The organism is Halomonas terrestris, from assembly GCF_049166755.1.
Lineage (GTDB): Bacteria > Pseudomonadota > Gammaproteobacteria > Pseudomonadales > Halomonadaceae > Halomonas.
In genome coordinates, this window is record NZ_JBMHFZ010000035.1 from 1 (window position 1) to 25,026 (window position 25,026).

Here is a 25,026-nt window from a genome sequence, read left to right on the forward strand (position 1 = left end):
AGACCGGGGCCTGCCCCGAGGACTGCAAGTACTGCCCCCAGTCAGGCCACTACAACACCGGTCTCGGCAAGGAGAAGCTGCTGGAGGTCGAGAAGGTCGTGGAGCAGGCCCGCGCCGCCAAGGCGGCCGGCGCCAGCCGCTTCTGCATGGGCGCCGCCTGGAAGAGCCCCCGCGAGAAGGACCTCGACGTGGTACTGGAGATGGTCGGTCGGGTCAAGGCGCTGGGGCTCGAGACCTGCATGACCCTGGGGATGGTGGATGCCGACCAGGCAGGACGCCTGGCCGAGGCCGGGCTCGACTACTACAACCACAACCTGGACACCTCGCCGGAGTACTACGGCGAGATCATCACCACCCGCACCTACGCCGACCGCCTGGAGACCCTCGGCCACGTGCGCGGGGCGGGCATGAAGGTCTGCTCCGGGGGGATACTGGGCATGGGCGAGGCGCCCCGCGACCGCGCCGCCCTGCTCCAGCAGCTGGTGCGCCTGGAACCGCACCCCGAGTCGGTGCCGATCAACATGCTGGTCAAGGTGCCGGGCACGCCCCTGGAGGACGTGGAGGATCTCGACCCCATCGTGTTCATCCGTGCCATCGCCGTGGCGCGCATCCTGATGCCGGCGAGCCACGTGCGCCTCTCCGCCGGGCGCGAGCAGATGGACGATGCCACCCAGGCGCTGGCCTTCCTGGCCGGGGCCAACTCGATCTTCTACGGCGACCAGTTGCTGACCACGGCCAATCCCCAGGCGGAACGGGACCGGGCACTGTTCGCCCGGCTGGGCCTGCACCCCGAGCAGCGCCAGACATGCCTCGATGACGCCCGCGCCCAGGCCAGGGTGGAGGAGGAACTCGAGGCCGACCTCGCCCGCCAGGCGGCCCGGCGGGCCGCCGCCCGTGCCGACGAGCTCGCCTACGACGCCAGCAGCGCCAGCGGCTACTGACATGAGCCTGAGCATGAGTGCCGACTGGCCAACTCGGCTCGCCGCACGTGCCCGGTCCCGGTGCGTCGCCGGCCTGTGGCGGCGTCGCACCGTGCAACCGACGGATGCGGTCCGCGACTTCGCCGGCAACGACTACCTGGGCCTGGCCCGCGACCCGCGACTGGCGGAGGCCCAGGCCGCCGGCGCCCGCCGTTTCGGCGCCGGCGCCCGGGCCTCGCACCTGGTCAGCGGGCACCTCGAGGTCCATGAGGCGCTGGAAGCGCGGCTGGCCGAGCTCACCGGGCGCCCCCGTGCGCTGCTCTTCTCCACCGGCTACATGGCCAACCTGGGCACCCTGCAGGCGCTCTGCGACACCGACACCCGGGTCTTCCAGGACCGCCTCAACCACGCCTCGCTGCTCGACGGCGCCGCACTGTCCGGCGCCTCCTCGCGGCGCTTCCACCATGGCGACCTGGAAGACCTCGACCGCCTGCTGGAACGCAGTCCGGCCGAGGCCCTCAAGCTGGTGGCCAGCGACGGGGTGTTCAGCATGGACGGCGACGTGGCCGATATCGCCGGGCTCGCCGACACCTGCGCCCGCCACGGCGCCTGGCTGATGGTCGACGACGCCCACGGCCTGGGCGTCCTCGGCGAGCAGGGCGATGGCTGTGTGGGCCGCGCCCACGGCATCGACGAGGTGCCGGTGCTGGTCGGCACCCTGGGCAAGGCGCTGGGCACCGCGGGCGCCTTCGTCGCGGGTAGCGAGGCGCTGATCGAGCACCTGATCCAGTTCGCCCGGCCCTACGTCTATACCACTGCCCAACCGCCCGGGGTGGCCGCCGCCACCCTGGCCGCGCTGGAAATCCTCGCTGCCGAGCCGGAGCGCCGCAGCCGGCTGCACGCCCTGGTCGCCCGCTTCCGCCGCGAGGCGGCGACCCTGGGACTGCCGCTGGCGGAAAGCCACACGCCGATCCAGCCGCTGGTGCTGGGTGACAGCCATCGCGTGATGGCCTGGGCGGAGCGGCTGGCCGCCCGTGGCCTGGGAGTCGGCGCCATCCGCGAGCCCACGGTGCCCCGGGGCCAGGCGCGGCTGCGCATCACCCTCTCCGCCGCCCACACCGAGGCCGATCTCGATGCCCTGCTCGAGGGACTGGCGACCTGCCGGGCCGCCGACCTGCGGGAGGCCACACCATGACGCACCTGGTGCTGCTCTCGGGCTGGGGCGTCGACGCCGGTATCTGGCGGCCGCTGGCCGATTTCTGGCCGAGTGGCGTGACGGTCACCGCCCCGGACTGGCCCGGGTACGGGGCCCGCGCCCCGCTGGCGGCGCCCGACAGCCTGGCCGAACTGGCCGAGGCCATGGCGGTGGACCTGCCCGCCGAGGCCGTCTGGGTGGGCTGGTCCCTGGGGGGGCTGCTCGCCGCCGCCCTGCTCGATCGCCTGCCCGCACCGCACGGGCTCGTGCAGCTCGGCATGGGCGAGCGTTTCTGCCACCCGGAGGGCATCCCGGCAGCGGAGCTGGCCGCCTTCCGGCGCGCCTTCGCCCGGGACCCGATGGCGACCCATCGCCACTTCCTGCGCTGGCAGCTGGCCGGCGAGCCCGACTCGCGCGGGGCCCATGGCCGCCTGCTCGACCTGGTCGGCGGCGCCCCCGATGCCGCCACCCTGGCCGCGGGCCTCGACCAGCTCGCCGAGCTCGATGTCGCGCGTGCCCTGGCCGACGCCCCCTGCCCGGTGCGGCGCCTCGCCGGCCGGCACGACCCGCTGCTGCCCCCGGCCGCCATCGCCGACGCCGACCGGGTCCTCGACCACGCCGGCCACTGCCCGATGCTCTCGCGACCGGCGGCCCTGGCCGAGGCCCTGGCGGGGCTAGCCACCGCCCTGCTTGGCGAGCAAGCGGCCCCGGTCGAGGAGCCCCTGCCATGACCGCCTCACTCGCCCGTCTCCGCCCGCATGAGCCGCCACCGTCGGCCGACTGGCAGCACCGCGTGGCGCGGGCCTTCTCCCGGGCGGCCCCGCGCTACGCGCGACTCGCCGAGGCCCAGCGCGTCATGGGCAAGCGCCTCTGGGCCCGGCTGCCCGAACGCGCCTCCTCGGTCCTCGACCTGGGCTGCGGTCCGGGCCACTGGAGCGCCCGCCTGGCCTGCCGCTACGGCGAGGCGGGCACGGTCACCGGCCTCGACCTGGCGCCGGGCATGCTCGAGGTGGCCCGCCGGCACCACGGCGACCGGGTCCGCTGGCTGTGCGGCGACGCCGCCGCCCTGCCCCTGCCCGATGCCGGCCTGGACCTGGTGGTCTCCAACCTGGCCCTGCAGTGGTGTCCGGACCTGGAGGAGGCGCTCGGGGAGCTGCGGCGGGTGCTGCGCCCCGGGGGCCGCGCGCTGATCAATACCCTGGCGCCCGGCACCCTGGAGGAGGTGAGCCGGGCCTGGTCGAGGCCCGGACGGCCCGCCGCCCTGCTGGCCTTCCGGGACGCCACCTGCCACCGGCGTGCGGCACGCCTGGCGGGCTTCTCCCGTGTCGAAGTCGAGGCCACCACGCAGCGCTTCCACTACCCCGACCTGGCCGCGGTGATGGCCTCCATCAAGGGGGTCGGCGCCCAGGCCGCGCGCCCCGGCGCCCGCCTGACCCGCGCCGACCTGGCCCGCGCCGCACGCCGCTTCGAGGCCCTGCGCGAGCCCGAGGGGCTGCCCGTGACCTATCGCCTGCTGACCCTGGAGCTGGGAACCTGAGATGAGCGCCTACTTCGTCACCGGTACCGACACCGACGCCGGCAAGACCCTGGTCACCGCCGGCCTGCTGGCCCGCGCCCGCCGCGCCGGCCTCACCACCCTGGGCCTCAAGCCCGTGGCCTCGGGCAGCACGGCCACCCCCGAGGGCCTGCGCAACGCCGATGCCCTGGCCCTGCAGGCCCAATGTGCGCCGGCCCAGCCCTACGCGGCGATCAACCCCTTCGCCTTCGCCCCCGCCATCGCCCCGCACCTGGCCGCCCGCCGGGCGGGCGTCGCCCTCGGCCTCGACGACCTGGTCACCCCTCTCCGGCCCATGCTCGCCCTCGAGCGCGGCCTGACACTGGTAGAGGGTGCCGGCGGTTGGCGGGTCCCTCTCAACGACGACGAAGATCTCGCGGGCCTTGCCGGGCGTCTCGGGCTGCCGGTGATCCTGGTGGTGGGGCTGAAGCTCGGCTGCCTCAGTCACGCCCGCCTCACCGCCGAGGCGATCGTCACCGACGGCCTGCCGCTCGCTGGCTGGGTCGGCAACCTGCTCGACCCCGCCTTCGCGACCGACCGCGAGCTCTACCGAGATAACCTGGCGACCCTGACGCACCGGCTGCCCGGCCCCTGCCTGGGCGTGGTGCCACGCCTCGCGGCGAAAGGCCACGTGGCGCTGGCCGAGGCCGCCGCCGACCACCTGGTGCTGCCCGATGTCGATTGACTTGCGAAGGCCCGTCCGTACAATGTGGACGCCTGCCCGACCGTGCGGATGTGGTGGAATTGGTAGACACGCCAGATTTAGGTTCTGGTGCCTTCGGGCGTGGGAGTTCAAGTCTCCCCATCCGCACCATCGCATCACCCCTTCTCGACGCGCTCATGTCCGTCATCTCCCCGAGATGCGCGGCGCCTTCTCGCGTCCGCCCGTTTTCCACCGTCCCCTGTCGAGGCTGTCATGACCCTTCACGACCGCTCCCCCGTCTGGCACCCCTATGCCCATCTCAAGACCCAGCGGCCGGCGCCCAAGGTGGTCGGCGGCGAGGGACCGCGCTTCACCCTGGAGAACGGCGAGACGCTGCTCGACGCCACCTGCTCCTGGTGGTGCATGATCCATGGCTACCGGCATCCTCGCCTCGTCCAGGCCATCCAGCAGCAGGCCGACGAGCTCTGCCACGTGATGCTCGGCGGCCTGACCCACGAGCCCGCCGATCGCCTGGCCCGGGAGCTGGTGAGGGTCACCCCGGCGGGGCTCGACCACGTCTTCTACTCCGATAGCGGCTCGGTGGGCATGGAAGTCGCCATGAAGATGGCCGTGCAGTACCACCAGCTGCGCGGCAGGCCGGGCAAGCATCGGCTGCTCTCGCTGATGAAGGCCTACCACGGCGACACCGCCGGCTGCATGGCGGTCTGCGACCCCGAGGAGGGCATGCACTCGCTGTTCGCCGGCTACCTGCCGCGGCACCACGTCGCCCCGTCGCCCACGGCGCCCTTCGATGCCGAACCCGCGGCGGTGACGGCGGACCTCGCCGCCCTGCGCCAGGTACTGGAGCGCCACCACCACGAGATCGCCGCGCTGCTGATGGAGCCGCTGCTGCAGGCCGCCGGCGGGCTCAACATGACCTCGCCCCACTACCTGCGGGGCGCCCGTGACCTGTGCGACGAGTTCGACGTGCTGCTGGTGTTCGACGAGGTGGCCACCGGCTTCGGCCGCACCGGTCGGATGTTCGCCGCCGACCACGCCGACGTCACGCCCGATATCATGGTGCTCTCCAAGGGGCTCACCGGCGGGTATCTGGGCCACGCGGCCACGCTGGCCACCGACCGGGTGCATGACGCTTTCATCGGCGACAGCGAAATCCACGCCTTCATGCATGGCCCCACCTTCATGGGCAACCCGCTGGCCTGCCGGGTGGCGCTGGAGAGCCTGGCAGTGTTCGAGGAGGAGGACTACCTCGGCCGGATCGCCGGGCTCAACCGGGTGCTGCACGAGGAACTGCTGGATGACGAGACGCTGGCCGCGCACCCGGCGGTGGCGGACGTCCGGGCACTGGGGGCCACCGCGGTGATCGAGGCCCATGACGCAGCGGCCCTCGCCGGCGTGGGCGACTGGGCCCGGGCGCAGGGGGTCTGGCTGCGCCCCATCGGCCGCTGGCTCTACACCATGCCGGCCTACATCACGTCCGACGCCGACATGCGGCGCATCACCGACGCCATGAAGGGCTGGTTCCTGGCGAGCTGATCGCGCAGGAGGCTAGGAGCCTGTCGGGCTTGACCGATCGAAGCGAGAGATTCGGGTTTCGAGACAAGTTTATCGATCTGTTGAGGCGAATAGCACGCTATTTAACGAAGCAGATCGAATGAAATTGGCCGAACAACCGGATTTCGCAGTAGATTAGCGTTAAGTCCGACAGGCTCCTAGACCAGCCGGCGCGGGATGGTGACATCCCAGCTGCGACAGTGAACCCGCCGCTCGCCCTCGTAGGCATCCAGGGTGGCATGCAGCTGGAATTCCCCGGCCGTCGAGGTCAGCACGGTGCGAGTCACCGTGCGCACCTCCCAGTCACCCCGCTTCAGCGAGCGCTCCCAGAGGGTCGTGCCCTCCAGGGAGTCGAAGTCGTCGTCCCGGGAGCGATAGGTCTCCACCGCACGGGTCGCCACCTCGATGCCGCTGTCCTCCAGCCGTATCCGGCCGTTGTCGTTGACCACCTCCAGGGTCGACAGGTCCTCGGCGAGATCGCGGTACACATACCAGTTGTGGTGGCCGGGCTCGAGGCGCGTGGTGGCGATGGACGGGGCCGCCTCCGGCTCGGCGAACGGGGGCAGATGGTCATCCTCGTCGCGCGGCGGTCGCACCGGCAGGTGCAGGGCACTGCCCTTGTCGAAGAGCGTCAGCCGCACGCGCTCGGGGGGCGCCCAGGCCAGCGGCCAGTAGGAGGTGGAGAGGGACAGGCGCAGCCGATGGCCGCGGGGAAAGACCTGCGCCACGTCGTTGAACTGCACGCGTACCCGGTAGCGGCGGCCCGGCTCCAGCGCGGATGGCGCCTCGTGGCTGTCGCGGTGGGTCAGGTTGAGCAGGCCATAGGTCACCCGGGTGGCCTTGTCGTCGGGTGCCACGTCGGAGAGGCGCACCGCCACCATGGCCACGGGACGGTCGGCGGCCAGCTCCAGTTCCAGCTCCGGCGCGCCCATCATCTCCAGGGTGGCCTCGAGGGGCGGCGTGTCGAAGGTCAGGGCGCCACCGTCCTCCTCGCGCTGGTCGTGGGCCAGGTCGGGGCCGGCGGCATAGGAGCACCACTTGCCGGCAAACAGGCCGCAGGTCAGCGGCGACTGCACCGTCAGCGCACTCTCCTCGCGATGCCGCTGGCCATCCAGTACCAGCCGTCCCGGCGCCAGCGGCAGGCGCCAGTGGCTGATATTGGGCGATGGCCAGGACGGCTCCGCCACCCAGCGCCCCGGGCGGCAGCCGTAGCGGGTGGTCGGCGGCATGCTGTCCTGCATCCATACCCGGATCGCGGGATCCTGCTCCACGCCCCTGTCCACGCCCTTCAGCCACTGGTCCCACCAGCGCAGGCACTCCTGCAGGAAGCCGATGGCCGGACCCGGTTCCCCCAGATGGGGGTACTTGTGGCTCCAGGGGCCGATCAGCCCCTTGCAGCGATCGGGCAGGTTCGCCACCAGCCGCTTGACCGCGTTGGAGTAGCCGTCCGCCCAACCGCTGGCGGCCAGCACCGGCACCTGGACCCGGGAGAAGTCCTCGCAGATGGAGCCGTGCTGCCAGTAGGCGTCCCGGTGCGGGTGCTCCAGCCAGGTCGAGAGCCACAGGCCGCTCCCCTCGAGCCGCTGGTGCCACATCTCGCGCCAGGCGTCGCCGACCACGGCGGGATCCGGCGGCAGCGAGTTGTAGGCGAACATGGTGGAGGCCCAGGAGAGATTGTCACCCAGCAGGCAGCCCCCCATGTAGTGCACGTCATCCGCGTAGCGGTCATCCGTGGAGCAGACGCTGACCACCGCCTGGAGTTCGGGAGGCCGCCGGGCGGCCAGCTGCAGGCCGTTGAAGCCGCCCCAGGAGATGCCGATCATGCCCACCTTGCCGTCGCACCAGGGCTGGGCGGCGATCCAGCGCAGGATCGCCTCGCCGTCCATCAGCTCCCGTTCCAGGTACTCGTCGGTGAGCACGCCGCCGGAGTCACCGCTGCCACGGATATCGACCCGCAGCGCGGCGTAGCCGTGGCCGGCAAAGTAGGGGTGATGCATGGCATCCCGCCGCGCGGAGCCGTCCCGCAGCCGGTAGGGGATGTATTCGAGGATCGCCGGCACCGGGGCCTGTCCGGCGCCCTCAGGGAGCCAGAGGCGGGCGCACAGCTCGACCCCGTCGTCCATGGGAATCCAGACGGGGTCGTGGCACTCGACCGGGTGGGGAAAGTCGGTCACGACACGCATGGCGGCCTCCTTCAAGGTAGCGATGGCTCAGCGAGCTGCCGTCGAGGCGAGCGGCTCGATCTCGAAGGGCAGCATCCGCCGGCACTGCGCGATCCGCTCCGCCAGCGCCTCGCGGGTCTCGGCCCCGGTGAACAGCACGCCGAGCTCCCAGGAGAAGGAGTCCTGGTGCTTGAGGTCAGACAGCCGCATGCCCTCGTGCACGTTGAGCTTCACCAGGGTGCCGGGGAAGGCCTGCTCGACCCGGCGGATCTCCGCCTCCGACGGCACCCGGCGCACCCGGCCATCCTCGAAGACCCGCAGCATCTGCTTGGCGGCGACGGGATAGGGCCCCTCGCGGTGCGGCATGCGCGGCGGGATGCCCAGCGCCACGTCCACCATCACCTGGAAGTGCGGTGCCCCGTCGACCAGCTGGAAGATCGCCGCATGGGAGCGCGAGATCCGGGCATTGATCTCGAGCAGCCAGATTCGGTCGCTCTGGTCGTCATGATAGAACTCGATGTTGAACGGGGCTTCGTCATAGCCGATCCGCGACAGGAAGCGCCGGGTGATCGCCAGCATCCGCGCCTGCACGGCGTCGGGGAGCGCGGAGGGATACTCGTAGCGCAGCAGCACGGAGGGGTGGGCGGCGTCGCGCAGGCTGTCGACGAGGCCCACCAGGTGGACCTCGCCATTCTGGACATAACCCTCCAGGGTGCACTGGCGGCCGGAGGAGATGATCGCCTCGGCGATGCAGTGATGCCCGGTGACCGCCGCCACCTCCTCGGGCAGCTCGGTCAGGGCGGTGACCTCGTCGAAGGGCCGGCCGAAGCGCCCGATCCCCTCACGGATCACCGGCAGCACCTCGCGCAGCTGGTCGGCAGTCTCGATACGAAAGCCGAGATGCGAGGAGTGGGCCTTCACCGGCTTGATCCAGAACGGATAGTCGATCTCGACGGACTCCACGGCCCGCTCGTCGAAGGGATCCAGTGCCTGGAAGACAGGCACGCACTCCGGCACGACCCGTGCCTGCTCCAGGCGGCTCCAGTACTTGTGCTCGCACTTGAGGAAGGCCGCAAGCGTCGGGCCGGGCAATCCCCGTTCCCGGCGCAGCACCGGCAGCAGCCCGCTGGTGGGGAAATCCCAGTAACCGACGATGGCATCCACCGGGCCGGGGAAGCGCTCGAGCTGCGCCAGGGCATCATCCACCAGTCGCGCGAAGGGATACTCCTCGGCATGCACCACCTCGTCGAGGGACAGCAGGCCGTGGAACGCATACTCCTCGGCATGCCGCAGGTGTGGCAGAAGCCGCTTGCTCAGGTCGTCGAGCCCGATCACGAACACATTCCAGGTCATCGCCCTTCTCCCCGTACGTCTGAACCGGACAACGCGACGAGGCTCCCTCGACACCTCCTCCGATACCCTGGTTACAGCATGGCGGATTCATGGCAGAACGCCTTGATCCCTGGCAAGGATGGGCAGCAAGACTGCAACCGACCGGGGGCTGTTGCCGGGACGAACAGGCTCGACTACGCTGGCGGAGCCCCGCCCCGGGCGATCCCGACACCGCCAGGAACCCACCATGCCGCTCAGCAAGACCCGGTCCAGCTTCTACCGCCGCCTCTATGTCGCCCACCTGGTCGATACCGGTATCGCCAGCGTGCCGGCAATCATGGAGGCCACCGGCATGCCCAGGCGCACCGCCCAGGACACCCTGGGCGCCCTGTCCGAACTGGATATCGTCTGCGAGTTCGAGCACGACCAGGGCGAACGACACAACATCGGCCGCTACGTCATCCGCGACTGGGGACCCTTCGACCCGGCATGGGTCGCAGCCCATGCCAGGCGCCTGGGGGCGGAGCTCGGCTACCCGCCAGGCCGCCACCTCACTGCCAGCGATAGGTGACGCCGTCGATCTCGACCTCCCGGATGTCCCCGAACGAGACCATGAACCCGTCCATGTCACCGGGGGCACCATGGCTGCCCCGCAGTGCCGTCTCGGGAATGACCTTCACCCCGGTGGCCCCGACATGCTGCACCCGGGCCGAGAAGCGCTTGCCCTCGTGCTCCACCACCAGCCGCTCACCGGCCATGCAACGCTCCACCCTGGCCAGCAGCTCCAGTTCGGTTACCTGCTGCACGTTCATCTGTCACGCCCTCCCTGTGTCGATCAATCGTTCGCCTTCACTTCGTGGACAAGCGAAAGGCACGCGAATTCAGCGGCCTCCACGCTACGGCTCGACGATGGGGCGGTGGCCCAGCCGGACGAACAGCGCCTCCTGGGTGTCATCGCTACCCGGCTCGAGGGGCACATCGGGGATCGTTTCGGCACCCAGTTCGACCAGTGCCTCCTCGGGGTACTCGGCCAGTACCGAATCTCCGCAGCGACCACAATGGTAGGCAACACCCCCACCCGGTATGCGTGAGCTCACCAGTTCGTCGACCCCGGTGGCGAGTTGCAGCTGATCGGCCGGCCACAGCAGCAGCACACGCTGTCGGGCACCGACGACCTCCCGGCAGGTCGCACAGTCGCAGTGGCCCGTGGCAAGGGGGGCATGGCAGGTCATCAGCGTCACCGCCCCGCAGCGGCATCCACCCTGGTAGAAGGGGCCATTGCTCATCTCGTCTCCTCGACCTGGACCGACCTGCCTCAGTGTAGGCAGTAGCGCACCCCCGCCTCCAGTGGTGACTTCTGTTACCCTAGCAATACGCTTCTACGCTATGCAGGAGGCCTCCCCCATGTCCCTCACACCCTCGAACATGCCCGACCTGGGCAGCCCCATGCCGGCCTTCCGGCTTGCCGATCCCGCCGGCAAGGAGGTCAGCAGCGACGACTTACGGGGCCGGCCGATACTGGTAGCCTTCCTCTGCAACCACTGCCCCTTCGTCAAGCATGTCGCCGATGCCTTCGCCGATTTCGCCCGCGAGTACCAAGCCCGGGGCCTCGCCGTGGTCGCCATCAACAGCAATGATTTCCATCGCCACCCGGCCGACAGCCCCCCACGCATGATCGAGGAGTCACGCTCGCGGGGTTACGACTTCCCCTACCTGGTGGACGAGAGCCAGGAGGTGGCTCGGGCCTTCGACGCCGCCTGCACGCCGGACTTCTTCCTCTTCGACGCCGACCACCGGCTGGCCTATCGCGGCCAGTTCGACGACAGCCGGCCGAGCAAGGACACCCCGGTGACCGGGGCCGACCTGCGTGCCGCCGCCGACGCCGTGCTCGCCGGCCGGGCGCCGGATGCCGACCAGAAGCCGTCGATGGGCTGCAACATCAAGTGGAAGCCGGCATGACCGGGTCCGGCCTGCCGAGGCGGGCACCGCCATCCACCGAGCGAGACGACCGGGAGCTCAATCGGATCCGCCGGGCCTTCTGCAGCCAGCTGATCTGTGTCGTGCCCTGCGAGGCGACGCGGGCGGCGGGCCTCTTCGCTGACGAGGGGCTGGACGTCGAACTGGTCTTTACGCGAGGGGGGCCGACCCCGAGGGCCGTGTCCTCGGCGTCTCGGCACTGGGCAACGCCTACCGCGCCTTCCTGATGTATCTCCTCGAGCGTGCCGGGGTAGACCTTGGTAGCGTCGAGTTCGCCACCGTGGGCACCAACCTCCATGACGCCTGCGGATCGGTCAGCTGGGCACCGGCATGGTCCAGGAACCGGCGTCCCCATCGGCTGCTTCCCCGACCTCTACGCCGCGCTGGCGGGAAATCCGCCCGATCAGGTGATCACGCTCTAGGATGAGACACGCTCGATGATCCGGTACGCCTCGGGTGCCGGTGCTCCCCCCTCGGCCCGGCCGGCGTGGTGCGTCATCCGGGCGGCCAGCGCGGCGGTACTGGCCATGGCCACGTCATCGAGCGTGCGGCCGACCTCCTGCCGGGCCTCGGCTATCTCGTCGAGCAACCGGGACTGCATCGTCGGCCGAAGGAGTGCCTCCTGGGCCTTGAGCAGCGCGTATTCGCTGCCGGCGACACCGGCCAGGGCAACGGTGGTGGTGGCCGCGCCGATCAGCATGGCCCCGGGGCCGGCGGGTGCCGTGGCGGCCGCCGCCGCACCGCCCGTCGCCAGCGAGCGGGCGGCATTGGCGCCCAGGCGAGCCACCAGGCCGCGCACGGCCAGCCGGCTGCCCTGCATGGCCGCCCCGGCCCCCAGCCGCTGGGCCAGGGCACGCCCCGCCAGCAGGCCGATGCCGGCGCCGCCCAGGGAAGCGGTCCCCCAGCGCGGCGCATCCAGGCCGTCATGCAGCGCCTGTTGCAACGCCAGGTCGAGGTCGTGGGCATGGACGGGACGTTGGCCCGCCGCCACCGACGCCGCCTGTCGCGGCTGGTACGCCTCGTGCAGGCGCTGCGCCACGCCCTGCATCGTCTCCCGCTGAACCCGGGCCAGGCGCCGCGGATAGTCCGCCTCCAGCTCGACCAGGGCCTGCTCGACCCGGCTGGCGGCGACCAGGCGCTCGTGGAGCTGCGCCTCCAGCCACTCGTCCAGATCGCCGGCCACCGCCATCCCCAGGCGCAGGTAGCTGCCGGTGAGCGAGTAGTACCAGTCGAGATAGCCCGGCACGGCCGCCTCGAGGGGCGCGAAGGCCGTCTCCAGCCGCTCGTCCACCCAGGGCCGCATCGCGGCCGTCACGTCGTCCTGCAGCCCGGCGGCGAGACGCTCCAGGTCACGACCGAACTCGGCCCGGGTCTCGGCATCCAGCACCAGGGGTTCGCCGTTCACCACTACCCGGAACAGCGGCGTGTCGGCGCGATCCTGAAACAGCCCTCGGCCGAGGACGAGCAGCAGCAGCAAGGCCACGACCGCCAGCAGGGAAGCGCCCCAGCGTCGCCAGCCGCTCAACGGCAGTCGACCCGGCTGCAGCCAATGCCTGACCGCCTTCACGGCCTCTCCTCCTCGCCGGCGTCTTGCAGCAGGGCGATGGCGGATCGGCGCCCCTCACGGCGCATCGCATCGGCACCCACCAGCAGGCGCACATAGGCCCAGGCGAAGGCGCTCTGGGTCAGCAGCAACAGCAGCCAGCCCAGCAATGCCAGGGGAGCGCCGAGCGGCAAGGCCGCCACCGCGTTCTGCATGGCCCAGTACTGGGTCAGCTCCACGGCGCTGCCGAGCCGCTGGAAGACGCCGAGCAGCGAGGCGGCGTCGCGCCCCTGGAGGTGCCCCATCAGCGCCTCCTCCCAGCCCAGGCCCACCAGGTAGGGCTGGGGCAGCCAGAGCGCCGCGACCACCAGGGCCAGGGCCAGCAGGCCGGCGGCGGGCATCACCACCAGGCGCCGGGTCACCGCGGCGAGATGCTCGCCGATGACATGCCGGGCCAGGCGACGCCGCAGGGCGTTGCGCAGCATCACCAGCCCGGCCACGGCGAGCAGCAGCAGCGGCCAGCCGACCCAGATCAGCAGGCGCAGCTTCACCAGCAGCAGCAGGGCCAGGAAGGCGGCCAGCAGCTGGTGGCGGGCCACCATCAGCACACCGCCCCGCAGCCGGCGGTGCCACGGGGAGCCGTCACGCAGGTACTGGCCCAGCCAGGCACGGCGGCGCAGCCGGGCGGCCTCCAGGCTGCCGGCGGCGATCAGCTGGGTGACCAGCACCCAGGCCGGCAGGAACAGCAGGCCGGCGAGGCGCTCCGCCAGCAACGACCAGGCCAGCAGGATGCTCACCGCCGCCACCAGATGGGCATGCTGCCAGGGCAACCCTCTCCGCCGCGTGGCCGGGCCTTCAGGCATCGGCGACCTCCACGATGAACCGTGAACGCATGGCGACCTGCCCCGTTCGGCGCCGCACCGACGGCAGGCCTCGCTCCATCATGCCTGGCCAGCGGCGGGCTGCATCAGGGTACGGGCGATCGCCAGCAGCCTGTCGTCCTGGAAACGGTCGCCGATCAGCTGCACACCGACCGGCATCCCCTGATGGCCGCGGCCCAGTGGCAGGTTGAGGCAGGGCACGCCGAGCAGCGTCCAGGCACGGCAGTAGAGCGGATCGCCGGTGGCATCGAGCCCCTCGGGCGCCACCCCCTGGGCACTCGCGGCGAGGATCACGTCCACGTCGTCGACGAGGACCCGCGACAGCACCTGGCGCAGCTCGCTCGCCGCCTGCTGCGCCTGACGATAGCGTGCATAGGGCAGCGACTGCCCCTCCTCGATAAGCGCTACCAGCCGGGGGCCCATGCTGTCGGCATACTGCCGATACTCGCTGGCCAGGGTCTGGGCCGCCTCGTAGGCCATGACCTCCTTCTGGTACTCGACCAGGGCGGCGAAACGCTCGTCCAGCGGCAGCGGCGCGACACTCGCCCCCAGGTGCTCGAGCCGGATCCGGGTGCGGGCCAGGGCCCGCTGGACGTCGGCATCCAGCACCCGGTCGCTGGGCAGGCTCCTCACCCCGACGCGTATGCCCTCGAGGCTCGGCAGGGCCTCGATGGCCGGCGCCCTCGTCAGCGCCGAGAAGGTCGTGCAGATGTCCTCGATATGGTTGGCGAACCAGCCCAGGGTGTCCAGCGACGGGGCGAAGGACTTGATCCCGGCGAGGCTCACCGCATCGAAGGTCGGCTTGAAGCCGAACACCCCGCAGTAGCTCGCCGGGCGGATGATGCTGCCGGCGGTCTGGGTGCCGAAGGCGAGCGGCACCATGCCGGCGGCCACGGCCGCGGCCGAACCGCTCGAGGAGCCACCTGGCGTCCGCATGGGGTCAAGGGGGTTGCGAGTCTTCCCGGGGGTGAAGTAGGCGAGCTCGGTGCTGACGGTCTTTCCCATGATCAACGCCCCCTGCTGCTCGAGCAGCGTGACCAGGGCGGCATCGACCAGCGAGCCGGGCGTGCTCAGGTACCCCCCGGTGCCCCAGGCGGTGGGCAGGTTGCGGGTCTCGATGATGTCCTTGAGCCCCACGGGGACTCCCTGCAGCAGCCCGGCAGCGGGTGGTACGGAAGGGCTCGGCGCGAGCGCCTCCCAGGCCAGGACCTCGGGCTCGCGGGCCTCGATGCGCTCTCGGCAGGCGTGCCACCAGTCGAGAGGCTGGCTCTCGCCGCTGGCGAGCCGATTCCGAAAGGCCTCGATGGCCATGGTCATATCGAATGGTTCGTGCACGTTCCCCTCCTCACCTGAAGCCCGATACGTCATTCTGGCATAGGAGGCGAAACACGCCAGCAACGAGCCACGGCTCGTATCGTTCACCGCTCCGTGTCGCGCTATCACCCAACCTCGGCATCGGACATGGGCACGATCCGCACCAGCACCTCGACGGTCCTTCCGTCCTCCGGAAAATCGATGGCCCTCCCCGAACACGGCCGGCCGTCCATGCTGAGCCGGGCGACTCCCTCGCTCAGCCCCTCGGGCTTCTCGACACGGATCACCAGGCTACCACCGGGGCGCTCGAGACGTGCCTCGAACCCGGACCAGGCCGCCGGCAGGCACGGCGCGACTTCAAGCCTGCCTGAGACGAGCCGCAACCCCAAGATGTGTTCGACCGCCAGCCTCCAGCTCCAGCCCGAAGCGCCGGTGTACCAGGTCCAGCCGCCGCGCCCCAAATGCGGCTCGACTCCGGCGATATCGGCAGCGACGGCGTAGGGTTCGGTCAGGTAGCGGCGAACCTCGTCGCGTGACCGCGTGTGCAGTGCGGGATTGAGCCGGTCGAAGACCTGCTTGGCGCGATCGCCCTCGCCCAGCTGGGCAAAGGCGATACCGAACCAGGCCGCGGCATGGCTGTACTGCCCCCCATTCTCGCGGACGCCGGGTGGATAGGCCTTGATGTAGCCCGGGTCGCGAAGCGTGGTATCGAAGGGTGGCGTGAGCAGGCGCACCAGATTATCGTCGTCGCGCATCAGTTGCTGCGCGGCGTGGTGCATCGCGCCGCGTGCCCGCTCGGGGTCGGCGGCCGCAGAGAGCACCGCCCAGGACTGTGCGATCGAGTCGATCCTGCACTCCTGGTTAGATGCCGCACCCCAGGGCTGGCCATCATCGTCCAGCGCACGCAGATACCAGTCACCATCCCAGCCGGCCTTTTCCACCGACCCGATCAAGGCCGTCATCCGTCCACCCCAGTGCGACATCAGATCCTCGCGCCCCGCCTCGGTACAGAGATCCAGAAAGCCACGGATGGTGGAGATCATGAACCAGGCCAACCAGATGCTCTGCCCCCGACCCTTGGCGCCGACCCTGTCCATGCCATCATTCCAGTCACCGGTTCCGATCAGCGGCAACCCGTCGACTCCCAGCCGATACGCACGCTCCAGCGCACGTTCGCAATGGTCGAACAGTGGCCAGGAATCGGCTGTGGCATCGAAAAGCGCGTAGTGGTCATGCTCCTGCTCCCCCAGCGGCGGACCGGTCAGGAAGGGCGCACCCTCCGACAGGATTGCGGCATCGCCGGTGGCGGAGACATAGGCGGCGGTGACATGGGGCAGCCACAGCAGGTCATCGGAGAAGCGGGTGCGCACCCCCCGACCCAGGGGCGGGTGCCACCAGTGCAATACATCGCCCTCCTCGAACTGATGTGCAGCGGCGTGCAGGATGTGGCGGCGGGCCAGATCCGGGGCTGAATGCAGCAGCGCCAACACATCCTGCAACTGGTCCCGGAACCCGAAGGCACCACTCGCCTGGTAGAAGCCCGCGCGGGCGAACAGGCGAGCACTCAGTGTCTGATACGGTAACCAGCGATTGACCATGAGATCGAAGGCCGGGTCGGGCGTCGTGACCTGGACCGTGCCCAGACGGTCTCCCCAGACCCGTTGCAGGCGAGCGAATTCGGCCAGGCTCCGCGCCGGATCCTGCCAGCGCAGGACGAGCTCGCGGGCGGCTCCGGCGGTCACGCCCTGTCCAAGGACGAACACCGCCTCGGCCGTCTGGCCCGCAGGAATGTCCAGATGCACCTGAAGGGCGCCACAGCAATCCCCGATGGCGTGCCAGCACTCCCCCAGATCCCAGCGCTTCAGGGCGTCAGGTTGGCGCATGTCAGCCCCGGGGCCCAGAAATTCCGAGCGCGATGTTGTCAGGCTGTGTGGTGCGAGTGTGCTGGTCAGGAAGGCCTCACGGTCGGCGAACTCGGCATTGCGGGTGTTGCGCGCCAGGATCGCATGGGTTTCGGGGTCATAGCGTGCCGCGAGCATCGGGTCGGCCTGCCCGGCGACCCCGCCCAACAGCCAGTCGGCAAAATAGGTGGCCGTGATCCGGCGCGTCTGCCCGCCGGGGTTGCGCAATCTCAGCCGGACAAGCTTAACCGGCTCATCGACCGCGACGAAGGCCAGAATTTCCTGCTCCAGCCCTTCGCCGTTGCGTTCCCATGCGGTGTAGCCGATACCATGGCGTACCCGGCATGGGCCGGCGCCTGCAGGGAGTGGTGTCGGGGTCCAGATCTGCGTGGTGATCTCGTCGCGCAGGTAGATCGCTTCGGCCTGCGGGTCGCAGACCGGGTCGTTGTGCCAGCGTGTCAGGCGATTCTCGCCGCTATTCTCGGCCCAACTCCAGCCCAGGCCGGCCTCCGTGACGATGCTACCAAAGCTCGCATTGGCCAGCACGTTGGCCCAGGGCGCCGGGGGCGGGTCCTGCGCCTGGAAAGTGATGACATACTCGCCGGTGTCGGGACGGAAACCGCCGAAACCGTTGGCCAGGAACAGCTCAGGCGGCGCGGCCAGTGGTGGCAACGGCGGCCACTCCCTCTCCCCCATCGGCTCGAAGACCGGACGCTCGATGGGCGTCTGCCGATACAACTGGCGCTCCAGCGAGCCGCCGGTGACGTCAAGGATGAGCGCCGCTACCGCCTCGATCACCTGCGCGGGCCACGGGTTGCTCGGATCCTGCGACACCAAATGCACCCCGCCCCGATGCCCCATGAGTTCCTGCGACCCGACATCGCGGAAACCCTCGATCAGCCGGTCGCGCACCGGCTCGACATAGCCGGGCAGCCCGCTGTGCAGGATCACGAGATCAATCCGAATACCGCCGTCGCGCCATAGCCGATGCGCCGCCAGCAGGGTGGTCAGCAGTGCCGAGCGATACCCTTCACCCACGCGCACTGCCAGGATCGGATTGTCGCCCGAGATGCCCAGGGCCCAGAGGTCGTGCTGCCCGGGCAGGGTCTCGCCCTTCCCTCGCATGGCCGCCCTGGCGGAATCCTCGGGCAACAGCAAGGCCGATAGGAGCGACTGGATGGATGGCAGGTCACCGGGCGTCAGGCCGCGCCGGTGAGCATCACGCGCCGCCTGGGCGTCCGTCGCGCGCAGGGCCCAGTCGAGCGTGGTCAATGTGGTATAGCGCTGGGCGGTTTCCTCGGCGGCCACACGGGTGTCGGCCGCGATGGTGACAAAGGCCAGGCTGCAGCTCTGGTGCGGCCCGAGAGTCAGGCCGGCCTGCAGCGCAACCACCGGGTCGAGAATCCATCCGGTCCCTCCCGCCAGCGCGCCCTCGCGCAGTGCCGCCGGCCGACGGGAATCACCGTGGCGGCCGAGCAAGGCGCGCCGATCGGTCTCGAAGCCAAGGATGGTCACCTCAGAGGCGTCGCAGACCAACCGATGCAACAGCACCGGCGACCGTTTGGCAGGATCGAGAGGACGCCGGACGAACAGCAGCGCCCGCAGATCGGGCAGATAAGAGCTGCCCACGAAGAGCCGGCTGAAGGCGGGGTGACGAGCGTGATCGGCGGAGGGCGCCAGAATTACCTCCGCACAACTGGTCAGTGAAAGCGGCCGTGGTCGGTCGGTTTCGTTCACCACGTTGATGTAACGGATTTCCAGATCATCGCCGGGCGCCACGCTGACGGTCATGCTGATGGCGATACCATGTTCGCGGTGCTGGAATTCGACCTGATGCTGATGGAACACCACCCGCCAGGGGTCACCGCCCCGTGTCTCAAAGGGGTGGTCGCCTAGGCTCCAGAGGTAGCGGTCATCACGGTCCTGCAGGTAGAGCACATGACCATCGATACCGGCCTCGCCAGTACCGCCCAGCGCCCGCGTGAGCAGGTGACGATGCCAGCCGAGGCTGCCGCCGGCCGCACTGGTGACCATGCTGGCCATACGCCCGTTGCTCAAGGTATGAAGGCAACCAAAGCCACCCCACGCCCTGGGCACCCAAGGGTGCAGGGCGGGAGCTGACTCCTGGCGCCGATCACCGGGGACGGCCGCGTCCTGATCGCTTGGCCGCTCGAGAGGGGCTTCCCACGGCACACGCTCGCTCAGGAGCAGTTCCATCGTCGCCACATGCGGGTCGCTGTGAAACCAGGTCACCAGCCTGTCATTGCACAGCACATTGCCGAGCGCCGCGAGGCTCATGCCGTGATGATGCGACATATAGGACCGCACCATCGTGAAGCCGCCGCCCACCGGCACCCGCTCGGGCGTGAAGTCCACTGCCTCGAAGAAGCCATAGCGACCCAGGGCCCCCAACGCCACCAGCGCATGCAGATTGGCCAGGGCGGCCTGCGGGCGGACCGGCAGCGCCAGCAGCGTTGCATAGGGCGCCACCACCCGGTCGAGCGATAGCCCGCGTCGCACTCCCAGCTCCGGCACGCCGAATGCGCGGTAGCGGTAGCGCTGCTCGGGGTCCTGCTCAGCGTAACCGGACTCCGACATGCCCCACGGGATGCCGAGGCCTTCGCCATGCTGGCGCTGAATATCGACCGCCGTGCGCTCGCTTTCGTACATCAACGAATCGCGATAGGAGCGCATCAACAGCCGCGGCATCAAGTATTCGAACATGGAGCCGCTCCACGACACGAGCGTCAGCCCTCTCGACTGTCGGGTGACCGGTCGACCGAGATGAAACCAGTGCTCGAGGGGTACATCGCCCTTGGCGATCGCGAAGTAACTCGGCAACCTCGCCTCACTGGCCAGCAGGTCATAGTGGTTGGCATCCATCCGCCCCCGACTGACGTTGTACCCGATGAAGAAAAGCCGGCTGGAAGGATCATAGAGAAAGCCGAAGTCCATTCCGTGTGCCCAGGCGCGGGCGCGCTGTGCAATATCATCGAGAGCCTGATCCAGCCTGGCGTGCTCTGTGGCCGACCGCGAAAGCGCAGCATCGAGCGCCTCCACCCAATGCCTCGCCACCGGGTCTGAGCAGGCATACCCGTGGTGCGACAACCCTCGCCGAACCTCCTCCATGGCCGGAGCCACCTCGCCGAGCGGGAGGTGCACCGGAAGCTGCTCCGACAGGCTGCGAGCCAGGTCGGCGCACTCGGCGGGCGGGCTTGCGACAAGTAGGCGCCAACCCATGAGCGACTGCAGGTCTCGATGCATGACGGCGATGTGGTGGCGGGTCCGCTCCAGCCAGACCTGCACCTCGCGCAGGCTTTCGTGGGGCGTGAAATCTTCACGGCTTATCAGGTCACGCAGGCTGGCCTGGAACTGCGGCAGCCGTTGGTCACGAAAATCGTCAAGCAGTGCCGCCCATCCATCGGGGTCGTCACACCCCTGCACCATTGTCTCCCGCATCTCGTTGACCAGCGTGACACAGCGACCAAGGCTCCCGCCCGGGTCGTCGTCCTCGCCGAGGGCCTCGGCGAGCAGTTGAAGCGCGTCATCCAGCCCATTCCACTGCTCAGTCAGGAAGGCCGGTCCACACCGGGCGTCGCGGCAGGCCTGTTGCAGCGTGATCAGGCTGACGGCGAGATTGCCACTGTCGACGGTCGAGACATAACGTGGTTCCAGCGGGGTCAACCGCTGTGTCTCGTTCCAATTGAGGAGGTGACCGCGGTGCCGCTCCAGCCGGTCCATGCTGTCGAGCATGTTGCCCAGACGCTCGGTCAGTTCGGGCAGCCCCACATGCCCCAGCCGCCAGGCGGTGAGCGAGGAGAGCATCAGCATCCCGATATTGGTTGGTGAGGTACGGTGGACGGCACCAGCCTGCGGCGCCTCCTGATAGTTGTCGGGCGGTAACCAGTGATCCTCGGGGCGCACGTGGGTTTCGAAGAACAGCCAGGTGCGCCGGGCGATGAGGCGTAGAAAGGCTCGCTCCGCGTCGGGCAGGACGTCTTCAGGTGCCCGGCGCCTGCACCCCAGGCGCCACGCGATCTCGGGCGCCGCCACCCACAAGGCGAGTAACGGCGCCGCCCCTGCAAGCGCTGCCGGTGCAGCCAGCACCATCCCGAGGGTGGCGAGAGCGGCCAGGGCAGTCGCCGGCCACATCGCCCGCCAGGTACTGTGGCGCAGGTCCTCATTGCCCATGCGCGCGGCCACCTGGGCCGCCGTTCTCCATTCCAGCAGGTGCCGTCCGGAGGCCAGCCGCCACAGGGTACGCCCCATGGCGTCACCGGCAATGACGGCATCGTTGAGCAGGAAGGTCACCATCAGTGCCCAGCACCCGAGCTGTTCACGCAATTGCCTCAGCGTGCCACGTACCGCACCGCGACGACGGCCCCGGGCAAGGCCGGTGACCAGATCGGTGAACAGATGCGCCGCCAGCGGCAGCACGGCCAGCGTGGTCCAGGCCCAAGGGCTCCCGGGCAGCACGAACCATCCAGCCAGTGCCAACAGCACGAGGCTGATCGGCACCAGACTGCGACGCAGGTTGTCCAGCAGTTTCCAGCGGTCCAGCGTCGAGAATCGATTACGCAGCCACTGTCCACCGGGCCCCGGCACCTGTCGGCAGAGCCAGGGCAGCAACTGCCAATCGCCTCGCAGCCAACGATGCCAGCGCGCCGCATGCTCGAGATAATCGGCGGGAAAGCTCTCATAGACGACGATATCGCTGGTCAACCCCACGCGCCCATAGAGCCCCTCGAGTAGATCATGGCTGAGGATGCGATTCTCGGGCATGCGGCCTTCCAGGGAGCGGCTGAAGGGCTCGACCTCATAGATCCCCTTGCCGGTAAAGCTGCCGACACCGAAGAGATCCTGATAGACATCCGAGACCGCCCGTGAATAGATGTCGATGCTGGCGTCCCCTGCATAGAGACGGGCAAACCGCGACCGTATGGCCTCAAGCGGGGTGATCTCCACGCGCGGCTGCAGGATCGTGTATCCGGCCTCCACCCGCCCGGTTTCGGGATGGAACCGGGCGGTGTTGAGGGGATGTACCAGCGTGCCGACAAGGCGTTTCACCGACCCCGGCGGCAACCGCGTGTCGGCATCGACCGTCACCACGAAACGCACGCCACGCAACGCCTCGGGAGCCCCGGCGGTCAATGAGTAGGGACCCAGATCACCGCGCAGGATGAAGGCATTGAACTGCTCGAGCTTGCCGCGCTTGCGCTCCCATCCCATCCAGCAAGCTTCGGAAGGGTTGTAGCACCGCGGGCGGTGCAGCAAGTGGAAGGCGCCCTGGCCGTCACCGCCGCCATGGCGAGTATTGAGGTCTTCGATCGCGGAAACGAGAGCCGACTCGATGGCCACATCTCCCGGGGTCACCTCTGTATCGGCGTCGGCAAGATCGCTCAGCAACGCGAACTGGAGCATCGGATCCGGGTTGGCCAATCGATGGCCCTCCAGCTGCTGGGCGAGTCGCGGCACGTCCGCGGCATGGTCCAGCAGCACCGGCATGGCGATCACCGTGGCGCAATCGGCGTCAATGGCATGACGGAGATCGAGCTTGGGCAGGGTGCGAGGAGGAACCCATTGTGTCACCAGGGCGTTGACGAGTGCCACGCCCAGAAGGGAGGCGGGAACCAGGGCCAGCGCAAGACCGGCGGCCAGCTGCAGTGCACCCGCCCCGCCCCACCAGAGATAGAGGGCGATGATCCCCAGGGCACCCGCTGACGCACTGCCCAGACTGGCCGCATAAAGCGGCCCGGCACTCCGCTTCAGCCACCGACGCCAGGCATGTCCGAGGGGAAGGTGCAACCCTAGTTGCACCTCGAACTCGCCCCGCCCCTCGTCGACCAGCCAATAACCCACATGGGATCGCAACGGGTCGCCATGCACCTCACGGCATCTCGCCACCAGGACCTCGGCAGTTTGCCACTCGGACATGTCGCCATGCGACGCCAGCGTCTCGATTGCCCGGCGATAGGCATCGCGGGTCTCGAAATCCATGCGTGGATAGACATCCGCCGGGTCACGTCGCAGCGTCGCCTCGATCAAGCTGGTGCGATCAATCACATCCTTCCACTGCAGCGTGGAGATGACCATCAGGCCCGACAGTGCACGCGCGATACACTCGGTGTCGTCGAGTACCTCCAACGCCGGCACCACGGCTGAGATTCCGTGTGGCGAAGACGCCGCGGGAAACAGGCGACCGAAGGCGCCGATCAGCACCTCCAGACAGGCCAGCCGTAACATCGTCGGCAGGGCCCAAAGTTCGGCGATGCTGAGAGGCGACCTTTCCTGGTAAGCCTGCAGGAAGTCAACGCACAGTGACAGCGACAACTGAAGGCGAGAGGCCTGGAGCAAGCCATGTGCCAGGGCGTAGATGCGCGGCTTTCCAGCTTCCACTCCGGGCAAGGACTGCAAAAGGGGCGGCAGTCTGCGATAGAAACTGCCGGGCATGTCCTGTCCAACCTGGCGAACGGCACGACGGGCATGGTAATGGTTATCGAGCATCCACTCCGCTGCCGCGAGATGTTCGGGGCTACTCTCTCGCGCTGCTGCAAGTGCCATCGGTATCCAATCGCGTATCGCGCGAAGCCCCGACAGGCTGGCCAGGGAGCGAGGCGACCCCGGGCCACAGTGGTGCTGGTCGGCGAGCTTGCGAGCCGTGGTATCAATGGACAGGCCTGTCGGCGTGGCATCGGGCTGCATCACCTACCACTCGAATGCAGAACCGACCGTGCGGGAGGAACCCGATCCACCATCGCTCACGCTCTGTTGCAGGTGGGTGGGCCATGTCACCAGAACCGGAACTGGGCTGTGCCCCGCCAGATAGGCCACGACATTGCCATAGGGCAGATCGCTGATGTGGGTTCGGCCATGCCCCCAGGCAGAAAGCATTACCAGATCGAAGGCGTCGTCGCGCATGACCTCGTCGAGACCGCTGCGGGCGTCGGCGGCAAGCAGCACCAGCGTGCGCACCTTCAAGCCCTGATCGATGAGCTCGTCGCCCATCCGCTGCAGGTAATCGCGCGCAATGCATTGGTCGCGTTTCACGAAACGCTGCCGCAGGTCGATGTCTTCCGGCTCGAACGGCAACGCCGATGTCGAATCCGGTGGTGTGGTGACATGGACCAGCACCAGTTCGGCGCCGGTGGCATGGGCCAGACGCTGAGCAGTAGACAGCACGCTTTCCGACCAGCAGGAACCGTCGAGCGGAACGAGGATGCGCTGGTAATTCGGCGCTTCGTTACTCGAGTCGGGCAGGGGCACGAGTAGCACTCGTCCCTCGCCGCGCTCCAAGACCTCGCGCACATTGGCACTCAGGCTGGAGTGCCCGCTGAGACAATGCGTTCCCATCACCACCAGGGCGGCCTCCTGCAACCTGGCCGCACGGCAGATCTCGTCGCCCGGCACGCCCTCTAGCAGGGCCAGATCGGGAACCGTCGACAGCCATGTACTGGCGGCGAGCCGCTCCAGGACCTTTCGCGCCTCATGTCTACGAATCGCCCAGTCCACCGGATCCGGCAGGCCGTTGGCCTCCGGCGCCGGGCCGATCACCCGCAGTAGAGTCAGTGGTATCCGAAATGCACGCGCCATCGCATCGGCATGCACCAGCACCCGGGGAGCATCGAGGGAGGTGTCGACGCAGGCCAGCACGGTTCGATCAGGGGGGAAGGGTTCCGACGCGGCTTCCGAGGTCATGCTGGTTCGCCCTTGGGGAGCCACGGGTCCCGGGACATCATCATGTCCTGACATGGAAGGCGAACGCTTGGATGTCGTCATGTCGGGCACTCTCGCGAAACGGTGTGACGAGTAACGCTACACAGGTTCCTTGTGCCCCTTGGCCAGGCAGTCCTCTTTACAGTCGTACAGTCGAAGCAAATCACTGATTTGGCTGCACAGGCTGCCACGAAAGGCCGCAGCGGTCTCGTAAAACGGGTCCAAACCAGTGTAGTCGATTCTCGTCGATGCGACCGCGTCCTGCTCACGGCCAGACATGAAATGATGTCCTGCTGCTGGCCAGGGTGACATGGC

General features: G+C 69.0%; 18 protein-coding genes and 1 tRNA gene. 9 read left to right on the top strand and 10 right to left on the bottom strand.

The window, feature by feature from the left end; all coding sequences use genetic code 11:
* The 7 genes from bioB to bioA all read left to right on the top strand — a co-directional run.
* A partial coding sequence (gene bioB, locus ACOMD9_RS20480) for a biotin synthase BioB (protein ID WP_421417850.1) occupies window positions 1-941 on the top strand: 941 nt, incomplete at its 5' end.
* A gap of 13 nt (window positions 942-954) precedes the next feature.
* Complete coding sequence (gene bioF, locus ACOMD9_RS20485) at window positions 955-2,115, top strand: 8-amino-7-oxononanoate synthase (protein WP_421417851.1); 1,161 nt, start codon at window positions 955-957, stop codon at window positions 2,113-2,115.
* Window positions 2,112-2,846, top strand: coding sequence for an alpha/beta fold hydrolase (locus ACOMD9_RS20490; protein WP_421417852.1), 735 nt, complete (start codon window positions 2,112-2,114; stop codon window positions 2,844-2,846). Before bioF ends, ACOMD9_RS20490 begins: the two co-directional genes overlap by 4 nt.
* Window positions 2,843-3,652 (top strand): methyltransferase domain-containing protein, encoded by an 810-nt coding sequence (locus tag ACOMD9_RS20495; RefSeq protein ID WP_421417853.1) that lies wholly within the window; start codon window positions 2,843-2,845, stop codon window positions 3,650-3,652. Before ACOMD9_RS20490 ends, ACOMD9_RS20495 begins: the two co-directional genes overlap by 4 nt.
* A gap of 1 nt (window position 3,653) precedes the next feature.
* On the top strand, window positions 3,654-4,355 hold the full coding sequence (bioD, locus tag ACOMD9_RS20500; RefSeq protein ID WP_421417854.1) for a dethiobiotin synthase: 702 nt from the start codon (window positions 3,654-3,656) through the stop codon (window positions 4,353-4,355).
* Between the two features lie 44 nt (window positions 4,356-4,399).
* Window positions 4,400-4,484 (top strand) — tRNA-Leu (locus ACOMD9_RS20505).
* Window positions 4,485-4,586: 102 nt separating this feature from the next.
* Window positions 4,587-5,870 carry an adenosylmethionine--8-amino-7-oxononanoate transaminase gene (bioA, locus tag ACOMD9_RS20510; RefSeq protein WP_421417855.1) on the top strand — a complete coding sequence of 428 codons (1,284 nt, stop codon included), beginning with the start codon at window positions 4,587-4,589 and terminating at the stop codon, window positions 5,868-5,870.
* Between the two features lie 176 nt (window positions 5,871-6,046).
* Here bioA and ACOMD9_RS20515 read toward each other — a convergent pair whose 3' ends face one another.
* Window positions 6,047-8,071 (bottom strand): CocE/NonD family hydrolase, encoded by a 2,025-nt coding sequence (locus ACOMD9_RS20515; RefSeq protein ID WP_421417856.1) that lies wholly within the window; start codon window positions 8,069-8,071, stop codon window positions 6,047-6,049.
* Between the two features lie 27 nt (window positions 8,072-8,098).
* Window positions 8,099-9,403: an ATP-grasp domain-containing protein gene (locus ACOMD9_RS20520; protein WP_421417857.1), complete on the bottom strand. Its 1,305-nt coding sequence runs from the start codon at window positions 9,401-9,403 to the stop codon at window positions 8,099-8,101.
* Window positions 9,404-9,629: 226 nt separating this feature from the next.
* Between ACOMD9_RS20520 and ACOMD9_RS20525 the strand changes: the two genes are divergently transcribed.
* Window positions 9,630-9,953: a winged helix-turn-helix domain-containing protein gene (locus ACOMD9_RS20525; RefSeq protein ID WP_421417858.1), complete on the top strand. Its 324-nt coding sequence runs from the start codon at window positions 9,630-9,632 to the stop codon at window positions 9,951-9,953.
* Here the strand turns inward: ACOMD9_RS20525 and ACOMD9_RS20530 are convergent.
* Together ACOMD9_RS20530 and ACOMD9_RS20535 are read right to left on the bottom strand one after the other, a co-directional pair.
* Window positions 9,934-10,194 carry a hypothetical protein gene (locus ACOMD9_RS20530; protein WP_421417859.1) on the bottom strand — a complete coding sequence of 87 codons (261 nt, stop codon included), beginning with the start codon at window positions 10,192-10,194 and terminating at the stop codon, window positions 9,934-9,936. The two genes, ACOMD9_RS20525 and ACOMD9_RS20530, sit on opposite strands and share 20 nt — an antisense overlap.
* Window positions 10,195-10,278: 84 nt before the next feature.
* Window positions 10,279-10,668, bottom strand: coding sequence for a GFA family protein (locus tag ACOMD9_RS20535; RefSeq protein ID WP_421417860.1), 390 nt, complete (start codon window positions 10,666-10,668; stop codon window positions 10,279-10,281).
* A gap of 118 nt (window positions 10,669-10,786) precedes the next feature.
* Between ACOMD9_RS20535 and ACOMD9_RS20540 the strand changes: the two genes are divergently transcribed.
* Complete coding sequence (locus ACOMD9_RS20540; protein WP_421417861.1) at window positions 10,787-11,341, top strand: thioredoxin family protein; 555 nt, start codon at window positions 10,787-10,789, stop codon at window positions 11,339-11,341.
* 436 nt (window positions 11,342-11,777) lie between these two features.
* On the opposite strand, the gene ACOMD9_RS20545 is transcribed toward ACOMD9_RS20540, so the two are convergent.
* The 6 genes from ACOMD9_RS20545 to ACOMD9_RS20570 form a co-directional block, all read right to left on the bottom strand.
* Complete coding sequence (locus tag ACOMD9_RS20545; protein WP_421417862.1) at window positions 11,778-12,926, bottom strand: hypothetical protein; 1,149 nt, start codon at window positions 12,924-12,926, stop codon at window positions 11,778-11,780.
* The gene (locus tag ACOMD9_RS20550) at window positions 12,923-13,765 is read right to left on the bottom strand and encodes a hypothetical protein (protein ID WP_421417863.1); all 843 of its coding nucleotides are present in this window, start codon (window positions 13,763-13,765) and stop codon (window positions 12,923-12,925) included. Before ACOMD9_RS20550 ends, ACOMD9_RS20545 begins: the two co-directional genes overlap by 4 nt.
* Window positions 13,766-13,843: 78 nt before the next feature.
* Window positions 13,844-15,118 carry an amidase gene (locus tag ACOMD9_RS20555; RefSeq protein WP_421417864.1) on the bottom strand — a complete coding sequence of 425 codons (1,275 nt, stop codon included), beginning with the start codon at window positions 15,116-15,118 and terminating at the stop codon, window positions 13,844-13,846.
* Between the two features lie 104 nt (window positions 15,119-15,222).
* Window positions 15,223-23,448 carry a GH36-type glycosyl hydrolase domain-containing protein gene (locus ACOMD9_RS20560; RefSeq protein ID WP_421417865.1) on the bottom strand — a complete coding sequence of 2,742 codons (8,226 nt, stop codon included), beginning with the start codon at window positions 23,446-23,448 and terminating at the stop codon, window positions 15,223-15,225.
* A gap of 255 nt (window positions 23,449-23,703) precedes the next feature.
* The gene (locus ACOMD9_RS20565) at window positions 23,704-24,693 is read right to left on the bottom strand and encodes a universal stress protein (protein ID WP_421417866.1); all 990 of its coding nucleotides are present in this window, start codon (window positions 24,691-24,693) and stop codon (window positions 23,704-23,706) included.
* 117 nt (window positions 24,694-24,810) lie between these two features.
* Window positions 24,811-25,026, bottom strand: a 216-nt coding sequence (locus ACOMD9_RS20570) for a hypothetical protein (protein ID WP_421417867.1), incomplete at its 5' end; no start/stop codon positions are given.